Origin of the sequence: Malaciobacter halophilus, assembly GCF_002837275.1 — a bacterium.
In the GTDB taxonomy this organism is placed as follows: domain Bacteria; phylum Campylobacterota; class Campylobacteria; order Campylobacterales; family Arcobacteraceae; genus Malaciobacter; species Malaciobacter halophilus.
This window is the reverse complement of the sequence record NZ_NXIF01000054.1, coordinates 30,844-52,821: the sequence shown is the minus strand read 5'-3', so window position 1 is coordinate 52,821 and position 21,978 is coordinate 30,844. Positions and strand designations below refer to the sequence as shown.

Annotated in this window: 21 protein-coding genes; 18 read left to right on the top strand and 3 right to left on the bottom strand. The window is 27.6% G+C overall.

The window, feature by feature from the left end; all coding sequences use genetic code 11:
• From CP960_RS12650 to CP960_RS12610, 9 genes are all read left to right on the top strand, one after another.
• Positions 1-527, top strand: a 527-nt coding sequence (locus CP960_RS12650) for an energy-coupling factor transporter transmembrane component T family protein (protein WP_101185850.1), incomplete at its 5' end; no start/stop codon positions are given.
• Positions 524-1,174 carry an energy-coupling factor ABC transporter ATP-binding protein gene (locus tag CP960_RS12645; RefSeq protein ID WP_101185849.1) on the top strand — a complete coding sequence of 217 codons (651 nt, stop codon included), beginning with the start codon at positions 524-526 and terminating at the stop codon, positions 1,172-1,174. The genes CP960_RS12650 and CP960_RS12645, both read left to right, overlap by 4 nt.
• 76 nt (positions 1,175-1,250) lie before the next feature.
• Positions 1,251-2,009, top strand: coding sequence for an arylamine N-acetyltransferase family protein (locus tag CP960_RS12640; protein WP_101185848.1), 759 nt, complete (start codon positions 1,251-1,253; stop codon positions 2,007-2,009).
• A gap of 10 nt (positions 2,010-2,019) precedes the next feature.
• Positions 2,020-2,838, top strand: a complete 819-nt coding sequence (locus CP960_RS12635; RefSeq protein WP_101185847.1) for a DUF2971 domain-containing protein — start codon at positions 2,020-2,022, stop codon at positions 2,836-2,838.
• A 46-nt stretch (positions 2,839-2,884) separates the two neighbouring features.
• Entirely contained in the window at positions 2,885-3,811 is a 927-nt protein-coding gene (locus CP960_RS12630; RefSeq protein WP_101185846.1) for a methyltransferase domain-containing protein, read from the top strand.
• A 46-nt stretch (positions 3,812-3,857) separates the two neighbouring features.
• Positions 3,858-4,349 carry a hypothetical protein gene (locus CP960_RS12625; protein ID WP_101185845.1) on the top strand — a complete coding sequence of 164 codons (492 nt, stop codon included), beginning with the start codon at positions 3,858-3,860 and terminating at the stop codon, positions 4,347-4,349.
• A 3-nt stretch (positions 4,350-4,352) separates the two neighbouring features.
• Positions 4,353-4,544 carry a YwbE family protein gene (locus tag CP960_RS12620; RefSeq protein WP_101185844.1) on the top strand — a complete coding sequence of 64 codons (192 nt, stop codon included), beginning with the start codon at positions 4,353-4,355 and terminating at the stop codon, positions 4,542-4,544.
• Positions 4,544-4,993, top strand: coding sequence for a YaiI/YqxD family protein (locus CP960_RS12615; RefSeq protein ID WP_191321644.1), 450 nt, complete (start codon positions 4,544-4,546; stop codon positions 4,991-4,993). Before CP960_RS12620 ends, CP960_RS12615 begins: the two co-directional genes overlap by 1 nt.
• Positions 4,994-5,078: 85 nt before the next feature.
• Complete coding sequence (locus CP960_RS12610; RefSeq protein WP_101185842.1) at positions 5,079-5,888, top strand: DUF234 domain-containing protein; 810 nt, start codon at positions 5,079-5,081, stop codon at positions 5,886-5,888.
• On the opposite strand, the gene CP960_RS12605 is transcribed toward CP960_RS12610, so the two are convergent.
• Together CP960_RS12605 and CP960_RS12600 are read right to left on the bottom strand one after the other, a co-directional pair.
• Positions 5,877-6,602: an alpha/beta fold hydrolase gene (locus CP960_RS12605; RefSeq protein WP_265734454.1), complete on the bottom strand. Its 726-nt coding sequence runs from the start codon at positions 6,600-6,602 to the stop codon at positions 5,877-5,879. The genes CP960_RS12610 and CP960_RS12605 overlap by 12 nt on opposite strands.
• Before the next feature lie 30 nt (positions 6,603-6,632).
• Entirely contained in the window at positions 6,633-7,787 is a 1,155-nt protein-coding gene (locus tag CP960_RS12600) for an MFS transporter (protein WP_228152077.1), read from the bottom strand.
• A gap of 261 nt (positions 7,788-8,048) precedes the next feature.
• On the opposite strand from CP960_RS12600, the gene rpsL reads away from it, so the two are divergent.
• From rpsL to CP960_RS12575, 5 genes are all read left to right on the top strand, one after another.
• The gene (rpsL, locus tag CP960_RS12595; RefSeq protein WP_101185840.1) at positions 8,049-8,423 is read left to right on the top strand and encodes a 30S ribosomal protein S12; all 375 of its coding nucleotides are present in this window, start codon (positions 8,049-8,051) and stop codon (positions 8,421-8,423) included.
• A gap of 16 nt (positions 8,424-8,439) precedes the next feature.
• A complete protein-coding gene (gene rpsG, locus CP960_RS12590; protein WP_101185839.1) occupies positions 8,440-8,907 on the top strand; it encodes a 30S ribosomal protein S7 in 468 nt (155 codons plus the stop codon).
• Between the two features lie 9 nt (positions 8,908-8,916).
• Positions 8,917-11,022, top strand: a complete 2,106-nt coding sequence (gene fusA / locus CP960_RS12585; RefSeq protein WP_101185838.1) for an elongation factor G — start codon at positions 8,917-8,919, stop codon at positions 11,020-11,022.
• A 200-nt stretch (positions 11,023-11,222) separates the two neighbouring features.
• Entirely contained in the window at positions 11,223-12,098 is an 876-nt protein-coding gene (locus CP960_RS12580; RefSeq protein WP_101185837.1) for an NAD(+)/NADH kinase, read from the top strand.
• A 5-nt stretch (positions 12,099-12,103) separates the two neighbouring features.
• A complete protein-coding gene (locus tag CP960_RS12575; protein WP_101185836.1) occupies positions 12,104-13,630 on the top strand; it encodes an AAA family ATPase in 1,527 nt (508 codons plus the stop codon).
• 7 nt (positions 13,631-13,637) lie between these two features.
• On the opposite strand, the gene CP960_RS12570 is transcribed toward CP960_RS12575, so the two are convergent.
• Positions 13,638-15,530, bottom strand: coding sequence for an ankyrin repeat domain-containing protein (locus CP960_RS12570; protein WP_101185835.1), 1,893 nt, complete (start codon positions 15,528-15,530; stop codon positions 13,638-13,640).
• Between the two features lie 233 nt (positions 15,531-15,763).
• On the opposite strand from CP960_RS12570, the gene CP960_RS12565 reads away from it, so the two are divergent.
• The 4 genes from CP960_RS12565 (at position 15,764) to CP960_RS12550 (ending at position 21,961) form a co-directional block, all read left to right on the top strand.
• The gene (locus CP960_RS12565) at positions 15,764-18,697 is read left to right on the top strand and encodes a methyl-accepting chemotaxis protein (protein WP_101185834.1); all 2,934 of its coding nucleotides are present in this window, start codon (positions 15,764-15,766) and stop codon (positions 18,695-18,697) included.
• 131 nt (positions 18,698-18,828) lie between these two features.
• Positions 18,829-20,124: a peptidase U32 family protein gene (locus CP960_RS12560; RefSeq protein WP_101185833.1), complete on the top strand. Its 1,296-nt coding sequence runs from the start codon at positions 18,829-18,831 to the stop codon at positions 20,122-20,124.
• A complete protein-coding gene (locus tag CP960_RS12555) occupies positions 20,124-21,425 on the top strand; it encodes a glycosyltransferase family protein (RefSeq protein WP_101185832.1) in 1,302 nt (433 codons plus the stop codon). Before CP960_RS12560 ends, CP960_RS12555 begins: the two co-directional genes overlap by 1 nt.
• 41 nt (positions 21,426-21,466) lie before the next feature.
• Positions 21,467-21,961 carry an AIR carboxylase family protein gene (locus CP960_RS12550; protein WP_101185831.1) on the top strand — a complete coding sequence of 165 codons (495 nt, stop codon included), beginning with the start codon at positions 21,467-21,469 and terminating at the stop codon, positions 21,959-21,961.
• The last annotated feature ends 17 nt before the right edge of the window (positions 21,962-21,978 follow it).

Below are 21,978 nucleotides of genomic sequence, written 5' to 3'. Positions count from 1 at the left end.
AAGACTCAATAATAAAGATATTTAAAAGCTTAGCTTATTTAAATATTTTTATTATTGTTTTAGCATTACTTCTTGTATTTCAAAAAGAGTATGAAGAAGCAATAAATATATATATTAGAACAAATATGATTATTTTATTTAATCTTTCAATTTTCTATAAATCAAGAGGATATGATATTGTAAGAGGATTTTATACTCTAAAGTTTCCAAGTAGTTTTGTATCTACAAGTTATTTTACTTTAAAAATGATAGATAGTTTAACAAGTGATTTTAAAAGTATAAAAAATACTTTAAAAGCTAGAGGTTTTTGTGCAAAAACAAATATGTTTACATATAATACCTTTGGTAATATATTAGGGATGCTTTTTGTAAAATCTATAAAAAAATCACAAAAATTAAAAGACTCTTTTGAAGCTAGAGGGTTTAATAAGCAAATATATTTAAATGATGAATTTCAAACTACAAAAAGAGATTATATTTTAGCTTCACTTATATTTATCGTAGTAGTTTTAAAGGTTATATTATGAGTTGTTCAATAACATTAAAAGAGCTTAGTTATGAAAATAGTTCAAAGAAAATTTTTGAAAATGTTAATTTGAATGTTGGTCATGAAGAAAAAGTTGCGATTGTTGGTGCTAATGGTGCAGGTAAAAGTACACTTTTAAGAGTAATTGCAGGTTTAGAGTACTCTTATAAAGGTGATTTGGAATTATTTCACAATAAAATATCTTCAAAAAAAGAGTATAAAAAGTTTAGAAGTGACATAGGTTATTTACCACAAGATGTAAATGACTATTTTTTATGTCCTGTTGTAATTGAAGATGTTATGTTTAATTTAAGAGCAAAAGGAATAAATAAAGAAGAGGCTTATTGTAAAGCTTTAAATATTTTAGAAAGTATGAATATTTCTCATTTAAAAGATAGAACAATATTTGATTTAAGTGGAGGAGAACAAAAGATTGTTGCACTTGCTTCTATATTAATAACTGAACCTAAAATTTTACTTTTAGATGAGCCTACAAATGCTTTAGATAGTAGTGCAGAAAAAAGAGTTGTAGATATTTTAAATAGTATAAAAAAGTCTATGATTATTGTATCTCATCATAAAACATTTATTCAAAAACTAGCTCCCACAGTATATACACTAAATAAAAATGGATTAGAATTAAATTAAAAAATATCAATAAATTAGAATTTAAGTAGAATTTTTTAACAAGACAGTTATAATCTTTTTTTGTTTAGGAGTATTCATGGAAATTGAAAAAATACTAAAAAGAATTGGAATAGATGATGAACCTTCATCATTAAAGCCTTCATATGAAAACTTAAAAAGACTACAAGAAGCTTATATATTAAGTGTGCCTTATGAGAATTTAGATTTTATTTTTAAAAAAGAGTTTTCTGTAAATATACTAAAAATCTATGAAAAAATAGTTTGTAATAATCGAGGTGGAATTTGTTATGAATCTAATACTTTATTTGTTTATTTATTAAAGCAGTTAGGATATGATGCAAAAATGATTTTTGCAAAGGTTATGGACTTGACATATATAGGTGCAGATTATCCTCATTTGGCACTATTAGCGACAATTGGAGATAAAGAGTATTTAGTTGATGTTGCAAATGGTCAAAATGTAAGAGTTCCTTTAGCTTTAGATGAAGATACAATAGTTGAGAGTGAAAATGTACAGTATCAAATAAAACCTTGTGCAAATGGTGAATATGCATTGATGTTTAATCATAAAACTAAAGGTTGGCAAATAAGGTATCAATTTTGTACAAAAGGTAAAACTGTTTCAGATTTTGAAACTGTATTTAAAGACGAAGATAATTATAAGCAGTTTTCAAATCATGCACCACTTTTAGTTACAAAAGCATTAAGAGATGGAAGAATAACTTTAACTGATGATATGATAACATATAAAAAACAGAATGATAAAAAAGTTTGGGGAATAAGCTTAGAGAATAGAGCTGAAGTATTAAGGGACTATTTTAATATTCAAGTATAAAAGGTTTACTATGAACAATGTTATTTATCATTATTGTAATATTGACTCATTTAAAGCTATAATACAAAATAAAACTTTATGGTTAAGTTCTATATATAATTTAAATGACTATAAAGAGATACATTGGATAAAAGATAAAGTAGCAAAGCGAATAAAAGAGCTAACAACAAAACATAATTTTACAAAATATGAACTTTTTGAGCAGATGTATTTAAAACAACATCCTTTAGTTTATGTGGCCTCTTTTTCTCAAGGTCAAGATTTATTAAGTCAATGGCGTGCTTATGCAAATGATGGTAAAGGTATGGCTATTGGCTTTAATTCAAAATATTTTGATAATGCAACTAATATAAAAATTTCAAAGGTTTTATATAGTGAAGAGGAACAAAATAGACAAATTGAAGAGATTTTAGACTCTATTGAAACACTTGATAGTAGTATAATAAAAACAGATTTTGAATATTTTAAAAAAGTTTGTCAAGCAACTATTACTAAAATAAATAACTTAGCTGCAAAATCTAAAAGTGAACTGTTTAAAGAAGAGCAAGAAGTAAGAGTTATACATAATCCTATTATTACAAATAATAGAGAAAAAGGTTGTTATACTTTTGAAAATAGCATTTCAAATATGAAATTTAGAACTTGCCATGATAATATTATTCCTTACTTTGAACTAAAATTTGACGATAGACAAAATAAAATAGCTCCTATTGTTGAGGTAATTAAAGGACCTAAAAATAGAGCAATTGATAAAGAAATAAGAATGTTCATGTCACTTAATGGCTTTCATGATATGCAAATCAAAAAATCTAAGGCTTCATATAGATAGCATTAATTTTTTCTTTTATATAATTTGCAAAAAATAAAGAGAACCTATGCACGATTTTTCAAATAAGAGCATGTTTGAGATATATAATATTTTAAATAAGCTTCTAAATACTTCATCTGAGGTAAGTTTTTCTGTTCTAAATCCAGATTTTTTAGACTCATGTTATGCGGGTAGAATATTAGAAATTAATAATAAAAGTTATATATATAGAGGTTTTAGCTCTTATGTGGATTTAGCATGTTTGCTTGAGTGCAAACTATTAACTCCTAAAATACTTACTAAAGAAACAATACAACTTACACTTAAAAAAATAGATAAAAATAGAAGTTTTCATAAAAATCAAGTACATAATGAAAAATATGGTGTTTCTTCAACTTTTAGTCAAATAAATAAAAATGAAGAGCCAGATTTTTTAATAAATTATATAAAGTGTTTAGAAAACGTTAAAATTAAAACTAAAAAAAGAGTTTTAAATTTAGGTGTAAATAGTGCAGGGGAGTTTGAAATAATAAAGCAACTTTGTGAAAACTTTGATGAAATTGAGTTTGTAGGAATTGATTATAGTCAAAGCGCAATAGAACTTGCAAAACAGAAGTTTAAAGAGTATAAAAATGTTAGTTTTTTTGTGCATGATATTAATAATTTAGATAGTTTGAATTTAGGAAGATTTGATTTAGTAATTAGTATAGGAACACTTCAAAGTTCAACTATTAATTTTAACGAAACTTTTATGAAAATTTATCAAAATAGTATGCTTAAAGACTCTTCAATTATTTTAGGTTTTCCAAATTGTAGGTGGCATGATGGACAGATGATTTATGGAGCAAGAGCAAAAAATTACTCTTTTTCAGAGATGTCAGTTTTATATAAAGATGTAATGTTTTGTAAAAAATATCTACAACAAAAAAAGTTTAGAGTTACACTTACTGGAAAAAACTATATATTTTTAACTGCAACTTCAATAAGAAAGTAATTTTGCAAATATTTAGATATACTTTCAGAAAAACAATTGGAGTACAATGAAATTTAAAGATTTAAATGAAGAAACAAAAGATTATTTATATGAGAAAATTACAACTTTTTCAAATAGTCTTGGAGGTATAAACTTCTTTTTGCAACTTATTGAAGATATAAAAGAACAAAAAAGTAATCCACTTTTGAATAAAAGTGCAGCTTTTCATTATAGTAAAGGAAAAATAACTTGGAATAAAACTATTTATAAAGATACTTTAGTTTTATTATATGAAACAATGAAACTTGAAGAAAAAGATAAAGAGTTTTTCCAAGCTTTAAAACCAAAAGCTAAAAAAAATACAATAAATATGATGAAAACATTAAAACCTATAAAGCTTGAAATAAGACCTAAAAATAAAGCTGATGGTGAAGGATTTAATCTTTCAATAATTGATACTTCTAATGAAGATGAGATAAAAATATCACTTCTATTTAAAATAATCTTTTTTTACAATATAAATTTTGTAAAAGATATATTAAAATATAAAAAAAGTTAAAACATGGATAATAAAAAAAGATTTGATATAAAACAAGGAATGTGTGTAAATATTGTTTTAAAACAAGACCAAAGAAGTAAAAAACTTACAAAAGGTATTGTAAAAGATATATTAACAAACTCCTCTTTTCATCCCCATGGAATTAAAGTAAGATTACAAGATGGACAAGTAGGAAGAGTTCAAGAGATTTTATAATGATTTTATATGTAGATGGGGATGCTTTCCCTAACCTTTTAAAGCCAATTCTTTTAAGAGCAATTGAAAGATTGGGCTTACAAACTATTGTAATAGCAAATAAAAAAATAAATATTGGCAAATCTTTAAATATAAGTTATATGATAGTAGAGCAAGGAGCTGATGAAGCAGATGATAAAATAGTTGAGCTTTTACAAAAAGATGATTTAGTTATCACTGCTGATATTCCTCTTGCAAATAGAGTTATACAAAAACAAGCCCACGCAATAGACCACAGAAGCTTAGAGTACACACAAGATAATATAAAAGAGTGCCTTGCAATTAGAAATCTAATGCAAGAAATACGCGATAGTGGAGAGGTTACAAAAGGACCAGCACCTTTTACTCAAAAAGATGCACAAAACTTTGCAAACCAATTAAACAATTTTTTTCAAAAATATAAAAAATAAATAAAAAGGCTTTACAATTATACTAAGTGATAAAACATTAAAAGAACAATTTCAAATATTTTGTGAAATAAATAAACCAAAAGATATGCAAACAGCTGTAAATTATTTCGCAGTCTTTGGTGGTTTAGATATTAAAGTAGATACCTCAAAACCATTGGGAACTTTAATCACAAGACATATTTTAACTCAATATGATAAGATTCAAGCTCATATACAAAAGCTTACTAAAAATGATGGTATATATCATAAAATATTAACAGGAGTTGCTTTAGGGGACAGAAGAGTTAGTACAACTTTCAAAAGAGCATCTTTAGAGTATGAAGAGGATTTTGAATCTCTTGAAGATTTAGAAGAGTTAAAATTAATTAAAAAACAAGAGCCTATAAAACTTTTAGATACTTATGTTAAACTGTCTAACAAAAATACTAAATTACTTTTTAGTACACCATTTCTAAGATTTTGGTTTGCATTTGTTTCCCCTTTATATAAAGGAATTTCAAAAAATAGTTATGATGAGTTTTTTGAAAAATTTAGTAATTATCAAATGCAGTTTATGGATTTGGTTTTTGAGCAACTTTGTGAAGAGTATTTAAAACTTTTTTATAAAGATGAAATAGTAACTATTGGAAGTTTTTGGAATGAAACAAAAGATGAGCTTCAAATAGTTGCAAAAACTAAAGAAGATAAGACTATTGTTGCTTTAAGCAAATATAATAATTCAAAGATGAAAACAAGTCAATTAAATCAATTAAAAGATTCTTGTTCATCTTTAGGAGTAAAAAGTGATATTTTTGTACTTTTTTCAAAAAATGGTTTTTCAAATGAATTAAAAGCACAAAAATCAGAAGAACTAAAACTCTTTACTGTAAAAAGTTTAAAAGCTTTAATTACATAAAGTTTCAATTTTAGAAGCAAATAGTATAGGGCACTCTAGCATTGGGTAGTGTCCTGCTTCTTCAAACTCTATAATTTCTAAGTCTTTATACCACTTTTCAAAATCTTTTTTAATAGCAAGTTTACTAAAAGTTACAAAGTCATATTTTCCAACAATAGCTTTTACAGGTATTGTTATATTAAAAGCCTCTTTTGAATAATCCTCTTGTAAATACATTCTCATGTAAGATAATCTTGCTTCTTTTGTAGATGAGGTATAAGCCATATTTATTCTATAATCTACCCATGTTTGATTGTATCTTTTGCTTGATGCTAATATAACTTCTTCAATTTTGTTTTCATATTGCATTTGTTGTAAAAGTTTTTGTTTTGTTTGTTCATTTACTTTTACACCACTTGCTTTAACAGGAGTTACTAAGATTAGAGTTTGCAGATAGTCTTGATAGTTTATTGCAAATTTTTGTGCAATTAAAGCTGACATGGAGTGGCCTACTAGATTTATTTTTTTTAAGTTTTCATTTTTTATAATTTTTAAAATATCAGTTATTGCTTCACTACTATTAAAAATACCTTTTATATTTTTTGAAAGACCATATCCACGTAAGTCAATAAAATAGTATGAAAACTCTTTTGTATTTAAATATGGAAGTATTGCTTCATAATTTCTACAATCACCCATAAGTTCATGCAAGAAAAAAACTACTTTTTCTCCTATGCCTATTTTTTTATAATTTATATTTATTTTTTATCCTTTAAAATTATATTTTTTTAGAAATATTGTACACAAAATTGCACCAATTAAAGCCATAAAAGCTCCAACTAATGAAGGATAATTATAATCTAATCCCCAAAATAAAGGAATTCCTCCAAAAAAAGCACCTAATGAGTTTGCAACATTAAATGCAGCTTGTAAAAATGCAGCACCTAGCATAGCTGAGTGTTTTGCACTATTTAGCATAATCATGTTAATGGGAGCTCCAATTGACATAGCCAAAGCTCCACAAATGAATGTTAATATTATAGAAATAATTTGAATTGATGAGAAGAAGAAAACTAAATTTAAGGCTATTACCATGCTTGATAGTAAAAATATTGATACTTTAATTGGATTTTTTTTATCTGCAAGATTTCCTCCTAAAATATTTCCTACAACCATACCAGCACCTGCTACAATCATAAGATAAGAAACATTTCCTTCATCAAAATTTGAAACATGAATTAGTAAAGGAGCAATATAACTAAACCATGCAAATAAGCCTCCAAATCCAATAGCTACAATTAATAGTATGTGCCAAGCTTTTATTGTTTTAAAAAACTCTAATTCTTCTTTAAAAGTTACAGTTCTTAATACTTCTTGTTTTGGAAGATATTTATATAAACAAACTATTGTAAGAATACCAATTAGTGAAACAATACCAAAAGCATATCTCCAATGATAGTGATGTCCTATATATGTAACAATAGGTACCATAGCTAAATTTGCAAGAGTTAAGCCTGTAAACATAGATGCAATTGCTTGTGCTGCTTTACCTTCTTTGGCTAATTTTGCTGCAACAACAGTTCCTACTCCAAAAAAAGCTCCATGAGGTAAACCACTAAAAAATCTTGCCATCATAAGCGTATTATAATCAGGTGCAATAGTTGATAAAAAATTAAAAAATGTAAATAAAATCATAAAAGTGATTAAAACATTTTTAGGTGGAAATTTTGCACTAAGAGCTACTAAAATAGGAGCTCCAATTACCACTCCAAATGCATATGCAGAAATAAGATGTCCTGCAACAGGAATTGTAATATTTATATCATTTGCAACATCTGGTAGTAAACCCATTATTACAAACTCAGTTGTTCCAATACCAAGACCTCCTAAGGCCAAAGGAAATAGTTGTTTTGTCATCATTTAAAGCTACTTTATTAAAAAATTTTGCGAATTATAGTAATAATAGTTTACTAAAAACTTAAAAAAAGTATCTTTTTTAATATTGACTCTTTAAGTATTAACTAAGTATATATTAAGTTGTACTTAAGTATAATCCCCTACTTTTTTAGAAAACTTACATGTTTCCTAGAATGGTAGTATCGTTTCAACAATATGTTGAAGTCGCACGAGAAGCATGAGCATTGCTTTAATTGCTCAAACCAATTTAATTAAAGGGAAAAAATGCCTACTATTAATCAGCTTATTAGAAAAGAGCGAAAAAAGGTGATTAAAACATCAAAATCACCAGCATTAGAAAAATGTCCACAAAGAAGAGGTGTATGTACAAGAGTATATACTACAACTCCTAAAAAACCTAACTCGGCTTTAAGAAAAGTTGCAAAAGTTAGATTAACAACAGGATATGAAGTAATTTCATATATCGGTGGTGAAGGTCACAACTTACAAGAACACTCTATTGTATTAGTTAGAGGGGGAAGAGTTAAGGATTTACCTGGTGTTAAGTATCACATTGTTAGAGGTGCTTTAGATACAGCTGGTGTTGCAAACAGAACTGTTGCAAGATCTAAATACGGTACTAAAAAGCCTAAAAAATAAGTAGAAGGATAAGAAAATGAGAAGAAGAAAAGCTCCAGTTAGAGAAATTATGGCTGATCCTATCTACAATAGTAAAGTGATCACAAAATTCATTAATACAATTATGTTAGATGGTAAAAAATCAGTAGCAGAAAAAATTATGTATGGTGCAATTGCAAACTTAGATGCTAGAGGTGAAGAGTCTGGTATTGAACTGTTTGAAAAAGCAATTGAAAATGTTAAACCACTTTTAGAAGTTAAATCTAGAAGAGTTGGTGGAGCAACTTATCAAGTACCAGTTGAAGTTAGAGCTGTTAGAAGACAAACTTTAGCTTTAAGATGGCTAGTAGATGCTGCAAGAAAAAGAAATGAAAGAACTATGGTTGAAAGATTAGCTAATGAGTTATTCGAAGCAGCAAACGAAAGAGGGGCTTCTTTCAAGAAGAAAGAAGATATGCATAGAATGGCAGAAGCTAACAAAGCATTTGCACACTATAGATGGTAGGAAGTATTTATGGCTAGAAAAACACCACTTAGAAGAGTTAGAAATATCGGTATTGCAGCGCACATTGATGCAGGTAAAACAACAACTACTGAAAGAATTTTATTCTATACAGGAGTTTCTCACAAAATTGGTGAGGTTCACGACGGTGCTGCAACAATGGACTGGATGGAGCAAGAGCAAGAAAGAGGTATTACAATTACTTCAGCAGCTACTACTTGTTTCTGGCCACACCCTAAAACAAATGAGCAACTACAAATAAATATTATTGACACTCCAGGTCACGTTGACTTTACAATTGAAGTTGAAAGATCAATGAGAGTTCTTGATGGTGCAGTTGCAGTATTTTGTTCAGTAGGTGGGGTTCAACCTCAATCTGAAACAGTTTGGAGACAAGCAAACAAATATGGTGTACCAAGAATTATCTATGTAAATAAAATGGATAGAACTGGTGCAGATTTTTTTAATGTTGAAAAACAAGTAAGTGAAAGATTAAAAGCTAATCCTGTTCCAATTCAAATTCCTATTGGTGCAGAAGAAGACTTCAAAGGTGTTGTTGATTTAGTTAAAATGAAAGCTATTGTTTGGGATGATGACGCTGCAATGGGTTCTGCATATTCAGAAGTAGAAATTCCAGCTGAGTTAGTAGACCAAGCACAAGAGTATAGAGAAAAGATGATTGAAGCTGCTGCTGAGTCTTCTGAAGAGTTAATGGAAAAATACTTTGAAGAAGGTGAATTAAGCGAAGATGAGATTATTAATGGTCTTAAAGCTGCTTGTTTATCAATGTCTATTACTCCAATGGTTTGTGGTACATCTTTCAAAAATAAAGGTGTTCAAACACTACTTGATGCAGTTGCTATGTATTTACCAGCTCCAACTGAGGTTGCTGATATTAGAGGTGAGACTCAAGATGGTGAAGCTGTTATTGTTCCTTCTACTGATGAAGGTGAAGTTGCAGCATTAGCATTTAAAATTATGACTGACCCATTTGTTGGACAATTAACATTTACAAGAGTATATAGAGGACAATTAGAGTCTGGAACTTATGTAATGAACTCAACTAAAATGAAAAAAGAGAGAATCGGAAGATTACTTAAAATGCACTCAAATAACAGAGAAGAAGTTTCACAACTTTATGCTGGTGAAATTGGTGCAGTAGTTGGTCTTAAAAATACAATTACAGGTGATACTTTAGCTTCTGAAAAAGATCCAGTAATCCTTGAGAGAATGGAATTCCCAGAGCCAGTTATCTCTGTTGCAGTTGAGCCAAAAACTAAAGCAGACCAAGAAAAAATGGGTATTGCATTAGGAAAATTAGCAGAAGAAGATCCATCATTTAGAGTTGCAACTGATGAAGAATCTGGACAAACTATTATTTCAGGAATGGGTGAATTACACCTTGAAATTCTTGTTGATAGAATGAAAAGAGAGTTTAAAGTTGAAGCTGAAGTTGGTGCTCCACAAGTTGCTTATAGAGAAACTATTAAGAACCCAATTAAAAATGAGTTCAAATATGCTAAGCAATCTGGTGGTAAAGGTCAATATGGTCACGTATATTTAGATATTAAACCATTAGTTGATTCTGAAGATAACTTTAAATTTAACAATGCAATTAAAGGTGGGGTTGTACCAAAAGAGTATATTCCTGCAGTTCAAAAAGGTTGTGAGGAAGCTATGCAAGGTGGTATCCTAGCTGGTTACCCAATGGTTGATATTGAGGTTACTTTATATGATGGTTCATATCACGATGTTGACTCATCTGAGATGGCCTTTAAATTAGCTGCTTCTATGGGTTTCAAAGAGGCTTGTAGAAAAGCTGAAGCTGGTGCAGTTATTCTTGAACCAATGATGAAAGTTGAAATCGAAACTCCTGAAGAGTATATGGGAGATGTTATCGGTGATGTTAACAAAAGAAGAGGACAAGTTCAATCTATGGATGACAGAGCTGGTGTTAAACTAGTTACTGCAATGATTCCATTATCTGAAATGTTTGGTTACTCAACTGACTTAAGATCTATGACTCAAGGTAGAGCAACTTATGGAATGTTATTTGATTCTTATGAAGAAGTTCCAAAAAATGTTTCTGACGAAATTATTAAAAAGAGAAATGGTTAATAACATTTTTCGATTTAAGTATAAACTTTAATTAGTTTTGTAAAAGGTCTAGATTTTAAATCTAGGCCTTTTTTTTTACTTCAAAAATACTAATTTATGTAAAATTTTGCCTTTTAATCTATAAAATATTACAATTTGTTAATTTAAAGCAGATTTATTAACATTTTAGATAGAATATTCTAAATTTTAAAGAAGAGAATATGGGTTTGAAAGCAACAATTACAAAAGAGAAATTAAAATCAAAATCAAAAGCAGGAATTATATTAAGACCTTCAACTCCAGAAATCAAAGATGATTATATGAAAATAAAAGGCTATTTTCAAAGTCAAAATATAGAAGTGTTTTTGGAAAAAAATAGTGCTTATATGATTGATGAAGAGGGTTTTGATTTAGATACTTTGTGTGATACTGTGGATTTTTTAGTATCAATTGGTGGGGATGGAACACTAATTTCTGTAGTAAGAAGAACTTTTAGGTCTGGAAAACCAGTACTTGGAATAAATCTTGGAACCTTAGGATTTCTAACTGATGTAAGTTTAAATGAATTAGAATCATTTTTACAAAATTTGTCAGATGATGAAAATTATAGAATTGATAGCAGAATGATGATTAAAGGCAATGCAAATTTACAAAACTTCTTTGCTTTTAATGATATTGTTATTTCAAGAAACTCTTTGTCATCTATGATAAAAGTAGATGCAAAAATAGATGGCAAACCATTTAATTCATATTATGGTGATGGAATTATTATCTCTTCACCAACTGGCTCAACGGCATATAATTTATCAGTTGGCGGTCCATTGGTATATCCTTTAACTGATGCTTTTATTGTAACGCCAGTTGCTCCACATTCATTAACTCAAAGGCCATTAGTACTTCCAGCAGATTTTGAAATAGAGTTTACTATTACAGATAATCAAGGTGCAATGGTAATTGTTGATGGACAAGATATATATGAAGTAGAACAAAATCAATCAATTAAGATTCAAATAGCTTCAAAAAAAGCAAAACTTCTTCATAGAAAAGAGCGTAACTATTTTGAAGTATTAAATGAAAAACTACAATGGGGAAATTAATATAGATGATTAGTAGAGTATATCTTAAAGATTTTTTATCTTTTAATGAAATAGATTTAGAGTTTGATAAGGGTTTAGTTGTTTTTACAGGACCTAGTGGTGCTGGTAAATCTATCTTAATGGAATCAATATTATCACTATTTGGAATTGAAGATGCAAAAGCAAAACTTGGGGAAGTTGTGATTCAAAGTTCTATAAAAGATGAAGATTTTGATATTGATATTGATGATGAAATTGTTATTAAAGAGATAAAAAAAGATAAAACAAGATATCTTTTAAATAATCAAACTATTTCAAAAAAAAGGCTTCAAAGTTTTTCTACTTCCTTGATAAAGCATCTTAGCTTAAAAGATAAAACAGATTTTGAAAGTATTAAACTTTTAAATTTTTTAGATTTATTATCAATTAAAAATAATAAAAAATTTAATAAATTAAAACAAGAGTTTATATCATCATATAAAGAGTTAAGCATACTTAAAAAAGAGTTGAATAGACTAATTGAAGATGAACTAAAAGTTGAAGAACTAAAAGAGTTTGCACAGTTTGAGATTGATAAAATAGAATCAATTGATCCAAAATTAGATGAATATGAAGAACTAATGGAAGTAAAAAAGAAACTCTCAAAAAAAGATAAAATTGAAGATGCTATTAAAAGTGCCTCTTTAGTTTTTGAGAATTCACATCAAGTATCAAATGCTTTAGAGTTATTAGAAGTTGATAGCTCTTTTTTTGATGATGCAATAAATGAGTTAAATAATCATTTTGAAAGATTTAATGACTCTTTATATGAGCTTGAAGAGTTAGATATTGAAAATGTTTTAGATAGAATAGAAAAACTATCATCTTTACAAAAAAGATTTGGCTCTATAAAAGAAGCAATTGAGTATAAAGAACAAAAGAAATTAGATTTACAAAAATATGAAAATATAACTTTTGAAAAAACAAAGCTTGAAGAAGAGATTAAAACACTTGATATTGAAGTAAATGAATTAGCTTTACAAATTAGCGAAGAGAGAAAAAAATCTGTAAAACATTTGGAGAAAAGAATAAATCACTACTTAAAATTTTTATATCTTTCAAATGCAAAAATATTAATCCAGAAAAAAACTCTTGATTCAAGTGGTATAGATGAAGTTGTTTTTGAGTTAAATGGTGTTGATTTAGATACTATAAGTAGTGGAGAGTTTAATAGATTGCGACTTGCACTTTTAACATCAATGAGTGAGTTTCAAATAGTTAAAAATGGAGTTCTATTTTTAGATGAAATAGATGCAAATTTAAGTGGAAAAGAGAGCTCAGCAATAGCAACTGTTTTAACACAATTATCTAAATCATATCAGATTTTTGCAATTTCCCATCAACCTCAATTAACATCAAGTGCTAAACAACACTTTTTAGTTGATAAAATAGATGGAAAATCAGAAGTTAAAGTCTTAAATAAAGAGCAAAGGGTTGATGAAATATCAAGAATGATAAGTGGAGAAGATATTACAAAAGAAGCAAAAGAGTTTGCTAAAAATCTATTAATGTAAAGCTATTTTAAAGCTTTACATTAAACTCTTTTACCATGTTTTCTACTAATGTTTTCATTTTTAAGTGGTCTGCTGGGTTTCTTGTATTTTCTAAAAGTGGTCTTAAATTTTTATGGAATTTTTTTAGAAAATTAAAAATATAATGTGTTTTTTTGTATGGATTATTTACATATGAACCAGAGTCTATAAGTTCAATAACTAGTTCATTATATCCTAAAAATGCAGCATAATTAATAGGCAATACACCAAATTTATCTGGTTTATTAATTAGTTGTTTATTGTATGAATATAAAAGTCTAAATACTTTCACTTTATTTTGCCACATGGCATTGTGAACCATATTTCTTCCTTTATTATCAACTGCATTAATATCCGCACCTGCATTAATTAAAACTTTAATAGTTTGAATATCATTATCTAAAATAGCTTTATGAAGTGTAATTCCTCCATAATCATCCCTTGAGTTAACATCAGCACCTAAACTAATAATATTTCTAAGCATTATAAGATAATTTTGATGTTCAGCAACTCTTCTAAATGAAGTATTTTTTGACATGTAATAGTAAATAATATTGTAACCATCTTTATTTTTGAGATTTATATCAGCACCATATTTTACAAGCATTTTAACTAAATCTATATTTCCATGTTCTACTGCTTCGAAAAAGTATGGATTTCCTTGAGAGTTAAGCATAGTCAAGTTAACTTCACCATTTAATAAAATCTCTTCTAAAACTGATTTGTAGTTTTCATTTTCATTAATATGCTGTCTATCTTTCATCTTTAGCTTTTTTCTATTTCTTAAAAAAAGTTCAATTTCAATTAGTTTTTCGATGATTGTTTTACCATTTTCATCACTAATATTTGGTCTTGCGCCATAATCTAAAAGTAAAGATACTAAATCAATATTTGTCTTACCTTTTATTGCAGCAAAAGCTAAAGCTGTTTCATTTCTATCATTTATAAAGTTTGGGTCAACTTCATATTCAAGTAAAGTTTCCATAACTTTTAAATTTCTTTGTTTTGTTGCTAACATTAAAGCATTATCACCATTGTGATTACAATGGTTATAATCTACATGTTCATCAATCAGCCATGGAATCATATCAAGAAGATTTTTTATCTCTTCTTTTTCCCTTGGATTTGTTGCTAATATTTTTTCAATTAAAGCTAATAGTACATTGTTACCATCATCGTCAATGTGATTAATATCAGCACCTTTTTCTATTGCAAAATTAAATGATTCTACATTTAAAGCACCATTTTGAACTAGATAAAATATAGGAGTTCGCCCTTTTTCATCTGTAATATTTAAATCAATATGTGCACCTAAAAATTTAAGTACTTCTAAACTTGTATATGTATTAGGATAAAATAGAATTTTTTTATCAATAGAGTTACCTTGAAGTTTAATTACATCTTTTATTAAATCTAAATTTTGGCTATCTATTGCATCAAAAATAATTGTTTTTCCATCATCATCTATATTGTTTAGTTTTTTTGTTTTATCTCTTAATAATACATATGAATCTTTTTTATTTAACTTTAAAGCTTCTTGTATGGCAATTCTTCCATTTGAGTTTCTTATATTTGGATCAGCATTTAGTTGAAGAAGTGTTCTTACTGTTTGCGTGGCACCTTGTCTTACAGCATACATTAAAGCTGTATTTCCATCAGAATCAGTTGCATTTATATCTACTTTTTTAGATACAAGCCATTTTACTGACTCTACAAGGTTATCTTCTGCTACAATATGAAGATATGATTTATTAAACTCATCTCTATAATGAATATCTACATCTTTTAAAATTGAATCTGCTTTTGAGTCTTTAAAGGTTGAGTTTCTTAGTTCATCTAGTAAATCTTCTCTAGTATATTTTTTAAAAAGTTTGTTAAACATAAATTATAACCTGTACCTTTTGAATTTTGTATATAGATAATAACATAACTAAAGTTTTCATAAAATAAACTAAATAGCATTTGTTATTAAAATATTGAAGAAATGATAAATAAAATTTATATGGGATGAAACGAAAGTAAACATAAAATTATTTTATAATTATTTAATAATTGAAACCTTGACTTTTTAAAGTGTTGCAAGATAAAATATAATGATTATAAAAGGAGTGTGGAATGCTGGGGAACCTTACTATTAAGTCTAAGCTACTTATTTTAGCATTTTTAACAATTTTTTCTGTGGCAATAATTGTATCAATAGAGTCTATTTATTCAGTTAAAAAGCTATCTAATGAAAATGTTGAAAAATATAAAAAAGAAGCATATGCTAAAAAAGAAGCAGAATTGAAAAATTATGTATCACTAGCTATGAAAACAGTTAGTGCTTATCATAAAAGAACTGCAATTGATAAGATAAAATTTGAAGTTCAAGAGTATTTAAAAGAACAAACAGGTTTTATTTTTTCAATATTAAATGCAGAGTATAAAAAACTAAAAGGCAAAATTCCTGATGCTGAATTAAAAAGAGTATTAAGAGAGTTAATTAGTGAATCAAGATATGGTAAAAATGGATATTTTTGGGTAAATGATACTGATGCAGTAATTGTTATGCACCCAACAAAACCACACCTTGATGGAAAAGATTTGTCTGAGTTTAAAGACAAAGGTGGTAAAAAAATATTCTCAGTTTTTGCAAATGTTGGAAAAACAAAAGGTTCAGGTTTTGTTGATTATTTATGGCCAAAACCAGGGTTTGATAAGCCACAACCAAAGGTGTCTTTTGTAAAACTATTTGAACCTTTTAATTGGGTTATTGGTACAGGTTCATATGTATCAGATGTTACTAAAAAGATTCAAGAAGAAGCATTAGAAACTATTTCAAAAATGAGATACGGAACAGATGGTTATTTTTGGATAAACGATACTCAACCTAAAATGGTTATGCATCCAATTAAACCAAAACTTGATGGTAAAGATTTAGCTAATATACAAGACAAAGCAGGGAAATATCTATTTAAAGAGTTTGTTGAAGCTACAAACAATAATGATGAGGGTGCTTTAGTTAAGTATATGTGGCCAAAACCAGGATTAGATGAAGCAGAAGAGAAGTTTTCTTATGTACAGAAGTTTGGTCCTTGGAATTGGATAATTGGTACAGGTGCTTATATTGATGATATAAAAGCAGAAATTGCACAAATGCAAAAAACTACGGAAGAAGAGATATCTACTATTATTCAATTTTTAGTGGTTTCTACTATTATTGCAGTTGGGTTTATTTATTTGTTATATACTTTCTTAATAAAAAGAGCAATTATAAATCCTCTTGATGAGTTAAACGGTGCAATCTCAAATCTTGGTTCAGATTCAACATCTAATAATTATATTAAGAAAAATTCAAATGATGAAATAGGGAAAGTTGTAGATAGTTTTAATTCTTATATTAAGAAGTTAAAAGATGGTTTTAAACAAGATGCTAAAGTTATTGAAGAGGTTGAAGATGTAATTACAAAAGTAAATAATGGTTTTTATGTTTATAAAGTTCATAGTGATTCTTCAAATCCACAAATTCAAAAGTTAAAAGCTTCTATTAACTCTATGATTGATAAAACAAATGAGAAACTAGAAGAGATTAACAATATTTTAGTAGAGTATGGAAACTCTAATTTTGACTTTAAAGTATCTAAAGATGAACATCATAGTGCAAATGGTATAGTAGGTTCAATCTCAACAAGTACTACATTTATTGGAAATACAGTATCTGAGTTTTTAGCTATGATTACAACAAGTGGTAAAAAGTTAAACTCTGATACAGAAGTTTTATCAAAAGAAGTTGCAAAATTAGCAAAATCAGCAAATGAGCAAGCAGCTAGTTTAGAAGAGACAGCAGCTGCTGTTGAAGAGATTACTTCGATTATTAAATCTAGTGCTTCAAAAGTAAATAAAATGTCAGTTTTAGCAAATGATTTAAATAGCTCTGCAAAAGAGGGTGGTGATTATGCAAACATGACTACAAAAGCTATGGATGATATTGATGAGCAAGTAAGTTCTATAAATGAAGCAATTACAGTAATAGACCAAATAGCATTTCAAACAAATATTCTTTCACTAAATGCAGCAGTAGAAGCAGCAACAGCAGGAGAAGCTGGAAAAGGTTTTGCAGTAGTTGCTCAAGAAGTTAGAAACTTAGCTAGTAGAAGTGCAGAAGCAGCAAAAGAGATTAAAGATATTGTAGAACAAGCTACTCAAAAAGCAAATGAAGGTAAATCAATTTCAAGTAAGATGATATCTGGATATACTGATTTAACTTCTAAGATTAATGAAACAATTACTTTAATTGAAGATGTATCAAGCGCAAGTAAAGAGCAAGAGACTGGTATTATACAAATTAATGATGCAATTAATTCTTTAGATAGAGCTACACAAGTTAATGCAAGTTCTGCTAGTGAGATAAGTGCTTTATCAGATGGTGTTACTAAACTTTCAGCAGATTTAAATGCAATTTCACAAAGGGCAAATTTTGATAAGTCTAAAGAGAAACAAATTTGTGATATTGATTTAGTATTTAAAATCTCTAAGATTAAAAATGACCATATCTTATTTAAAGATACAAATTTTGCAAAAGTTGGACAAAAAGATGTTCAAGCTTGGACAGCAGCAAAATGTACTGAGTGTAATTTTGGAAAATGGATTGCACAAGAAGAAGCAAAAGGAACAGCTTTTACAAAGAGTTCAAATTGGAAAAACTTAAAGATTTATCATGAGTGTGTACATCAAAGAGTGCAAGATTATATTGATGAAAATGCAAAAAAAGCTTCAAATGAGACTTTAGCAAAAATTTCAAGAGAGGTTGATGATTGCACAGTTAAACTATTTGAGTGTTTAGATAATATTAAAGTTGAATATTGTTCTACTTATAAAGAAGAGAGTAAGAAAACTACTAAAAGTAAAAGTGCAATTGATGAAATAGTATCAAAACAAGAGTCTGTTATTGATGTAAAACCTAATAAAAAAACTACTTATGAAAAAAGTGAAGATAAAAAAAGTAAAGATATAAACAAACCAAAAGAGTTTACTTCAATTTCAAATGATGATGAGTGGGAAAGCTTTTAAAAGCTTTTCTACTTGTTAGTATTAACTTTTTTTTAGATAAAACTTCTACATTTAATGTAAAATCTTATTTATAAATATTATTTGTTATAATTGCCAAAAAATTTATATGTGCAAAAGCACGAGGATTATTGATGAAAAAAAATGATATAGAATTATTATCACCTGCGGGAAATTTAGAAAAACTAAAAATTGCAATTGCTTATGGTGCAGATGCTGTTTATGGTGGAGTTAGTCACTTTAGTTTAAGAATTAGAGCAGGTAAAGAGTTCTCTTTTGAGACTTTTAAAGAGGGAATTGATTATGCTCATGCAAGAGGAAAAAAAGTTTATGCAACAATAAATGGTTTTCCTTTCAATTCTCAAATTGAATTACTAAAAAAGCATATTATTAAAATGGCAGAATTAGAACCAGATGCTTTTATTGTAGCTGCACCTGGTGTTGTTAAACTTTGTAAAGAGTTAGCTCCTCAAATTCCAATTCATTTGTCAACTCAAGCAAATGTACTTAATTATTTGGATGCGCAAGTATTTTGGGATATGGGAGTTAAAAGAATTATTGCTGCAAGGGAGATATCTTTAAAAGATGTTAAAGAGATAAAAAAACATCTTCCTGAAATGGAAATAGAGATTTTTGTGCACGGTTCAATGTGTTTTGCATACTCAGGTAGATGTTTAGTAAGTGCTGTTCAAATGGGAAGAGTTCCAAATAGAGGAAGTTGTGCAAATGATTGTAGATTTGAGTATACACTTTATGCTGCAAATGAAGACCATAGTACTTTATTTAGATTAGAAGAAGAACCAGGTGTTGGTACATATATTTTTAATTCAAAAGATATGAATTTAGTTTCACATATGCAAGAGATACTTGATTCAGGTTCTGTTGATTCTGTTAAAATTGAAGGTAGAACAAAATCTCCTTATTATGCTGCTGTTACAGCTCATGCATATAGGGAAGCTATTGATGACTATTTTGAAAATAGTTTTGATGCTAATAAGTATCAAAAAGAGCTTCATACAACTAAAAATAGAGGGTTTACTGATGCATATTTAATTCATAGACCTTTTGATAAAAGTGATACACAAAATCATGAATACGCTTTAAGTAAAGGTAGTTATGAAGTTAGTGGACTTGTAACAGAAGATGAAAAACACTTTATGTGTAAATATAAAACTTATCCTGGCGATGAAATAGAAATTTTTGCACCAATAGGAGCAAAAATTAGTGAATGTGATAATGAAATAGGAAAGATTTATAAAAAAGATGATGGCAAATATTATGTATCATTTAAAAAGATTTTGACTGATACAAATAAAGAGCTAGACTCAGTTCATAGTGGAAATACAAATAAGATTCAATTACCTTCATCTTTACCATACTTAACTATGCTTAGAGTAAAAAATGAAGAAGAGGAACTTTGTAGTAAATAATGGTAATATTTAGAGTTACGAATAATATAAATATTAAAACTACAGATGGGACTTTAGTCTCTTATTTTAAACTAAAAGGCCCATCAAATCTTATAAATGAAACTTTGTACATTACAACATATGAAGATTTTTTAGATTTAAAAAGAGTATTTAAAAATGTTGATGAGAAAAAGTATCAAGTAAAAGTTATTGAAGAAAGTAGAGTAACTAATAATGAACAGTTTCCAAAAGAGCTTGGAATTGTAAATAAAAATGAATTTAATACAATTGTTAAAAAAAGAAAAGAGTTAATTACAAAAAATAGTAACTTTAGTGATAATTTAGATTTTATCTCTTTATTTTTAAATAACAAAAAAGTCAATCTTCATGAACAAGTTTCAAATACATTAAAGCAAGATATAAAGATTGCAATTTTAGGTAACATGGGCTTTAATATAGGAGAGATGGTTAGTAGTGTAAGTGCATTAAGAATTTTTTATGAGCAACTAAAAAAACGATTTAGTACAGTAAAAATTGATATTTATTTAAACTCTTCAGAAAACAAACAGTTTACTAGAGATAAGCAGATATTTGAAAATCAAGAGTTTGTAAATAAAGTAACTGCTTTGTCTATTAGTGTAAAAAAATTGTGTGAATATGATTATTATATAGATACAAGTTTAGTTACTAAAACTGCATATTATGAAAAATTAAATTATGTAGATGCTTGGCTTTATAAATTAGGAATTGATTTTGAAAAAATTGATGATAGTAGAAAATATAACAGTTTAAATCTAAACAGATATAAACCTTCTAAAAGTTTAGTTCAAAAAATTTCAGATATAAGATTAAAAGGAAAAGTTTTACTATATCATCCTTTTTCAGCAGATGCAAATAGGTCAATCCCAAAAGAGATTGCTATAAATATTTTAAAAAAGTTAATAAATAAATTAACTGATTATACAATAATTAGTACTTTAAATATAGATGGTGTAAAAGATAGTGCTTATGTAGATTTATCTAGTTATTCAAAAAGTTTTTTAGATTATGCTTTTATAATTTCTAATGCAGATAAAATTATAACAGTTGATACGGCAACTTATCATATAAGTGATATATTTTTTATACCTTCAGTTGTTGTTTTTACTGAAGAAAAACTAGTAAATAGAATAAAATATTATGAAAATTGTAAAGCAGTTTTAGTTTGTGATAAATCAAAAAACTTATCACTTTTTAATTTTGATAAAAACTCATTAGTTTTAAATAGGTTTGAAGCTTGGAAAGACCTTAAAGTAAAACAGATTATAAAACTATTAGATTAGTTTAGATAAAATAATCTACTAAAAGTTAATTAAGGTAAAAAATGAAATATATTTCTATAATTATTGGAAATAACTCAGATTATGAAGTTATGAAAAAATGTACCGAGACTTTTGAAAAGTTTAATGTAAACTATGAATTGACTGTATTATCACTTTACGATTCTGTAGAAAAAATCAAAGATTATATGAAAAGTGCTGAAGAAAAGGGTGCTGTTTGTTTTATTGTTGCTTCAAATGTCAATGGTTGTTTAGCAAGTAATATAGCATCATCAACTATAAAGCCAGTTATTGCAGTTCCTATAAAAGATACAAAACTTGATGGCACAAGTGCTATACTTTCAACTGTAAGTAAACCACTAACTATGCCGGTTGCAACTGTATCTTTAGATGAAGAAGGAGCGATAAACTCAGCATACTTAGCAATGCAAATTTTAGCAACTACAGATAGTGAACTAACAGTTAAACTTAAAGAAGATAGAATAGTTAAACTAAATTGTGTTCAAACTAATGCAAAAGATATTGAAGTACTTTTATAAATAAAAGCTTACTTTTT

Excerpts from the sequence above, each read along its gene's own strand:
- CP960_RS12645 (WP_101185849.1), top strand. The coding sequence starts at position 524 with ATGAGTTGTTCAATAACATTAAAAGAGCTTAGTTATGAAAATAGTTCA.
- CP960_RS12640 (WP_101185848.1), top strand. The coding sequence starts at position 1,251 with ATGGAAATTGAAAAAATACTAAAAAGAATTGGAATAGATGATGAACCT.
- CP960_RS12635 (WP_101185847.1), top strand. The coding sequence starts at position 2,020 with ATGAACAATGTTATTTATCATTATTGTAATATTGACTCATTTAAAGCT.
- CP960_RS12630 (WP_101185846.1), top strand. The coding sequence starts at position 2,885 with ATGCACGATTTTTCAAATAAGAGCATGTTTGAGATATATAATATTTTA.
- CP960_RS12625 (WP_101185845.1), top strand. The coding sequence starts at position 3,858 with ATGAAATTTAAAGATTTAAATGAAGAAACAAAAGATTATTTATATGAG.
- CP960_RS12620 (WP_101185844.1), top strand. The coding sequence starts at position 4,353 with ATGGATAATAAAAAAAGATTTGATATAAAACAAGGAATGTGTGTAAAT.
- CP960_RS12615 (WP_191321644.1), top strand. The coding sequence starts at position 4,544 with ATGATTTTATATGTAGATGGGGATGCTTTCCCTAACCTTTTAAAGCCA.
- CP960_RS12610 (WP_101185842.1), top strand. The coding sequence starts at position 5,079 with ATGCAAACAGCTGTAAATTATTTCGCAGTCTTTGGTGGTTTAGATATT.
- CP960_RS12600 (WP_228152077.1), bottom strand. The coding sequence starts at position 7,787 with ATGATGACAAAACAACTATTTCCTTTGGCCTTAGGAGGTCTTGGTATT.
- rpsL (WP_101185840.1), top strand. The coding sequence starts at position 8,049 with ATGCCTACTATTAATCAGCTTATTAGAAAAGAGCGAAAAAAGGTGATT.
- rpsG (WP_101185839.1), top strand. The coding sequence starts at position 8,440 with ATGAGAAGAAGAAAAGCTCCAGTTAGAGAAATTATGGCTGATCCTATC.
- fusA (WP_101185838.1), top strand. The coding sequence starts at position 8,917 with ATGGCTAGAAAAACACCACTTAGAAGAGTTAGAAATATCGGTATTGCA.
- CP960_RS12580 (WP_101185837.1), top strand. The coding sequence starts at position 11,223 with ATGGGTTTGAAAGCAACAATTACAAAAGAGAAATTAAAATCAAAATCA.
- CP960_RS12575 (WP_101185836.1), top strand. The coding sequence starts at position 12,104 with ATGATTAGTAGAGTATATCTTAAAGATTTTTTATCTTTTAATGAAATA.
- CP960_RS12570 (WP_101185835.1), bottom strand. The coding sequence starts at position 15,530 with ATGTTTAACAAACTTTTTAAAAAATATACTAGAGAAGATTTACTAGAT.
- CP960_RS12565 (WP_101185834.1), top strand. The coding sequence starts at position 15,764 with ATGCTGGGGAACCTTACTATTAAGTCTAAGCTACTTATTTTAGCATTT.
- CP960_RS12560 (WP_101185833.1), top strand. The coding sequence starts at position 18,829 with ATGAAAAAAAATGATATAGAATTATTATCACCTGCGGGAAATTTAGAA.
- CP960_RS12555 (WP_101185832.1), top strand. The coding sequence starts at position 20,124 with ATGGTAATATTTAGAGTTACGAATAATATAAATATTAAAACTACAGAT.
- CP960_RS12550 (WP_101185831.1), top strand. The coding sequence starts at position 21,467 with ATGAAATATATTTCTATAATTATTGGAAATAACTCAGATTATGAAGTT.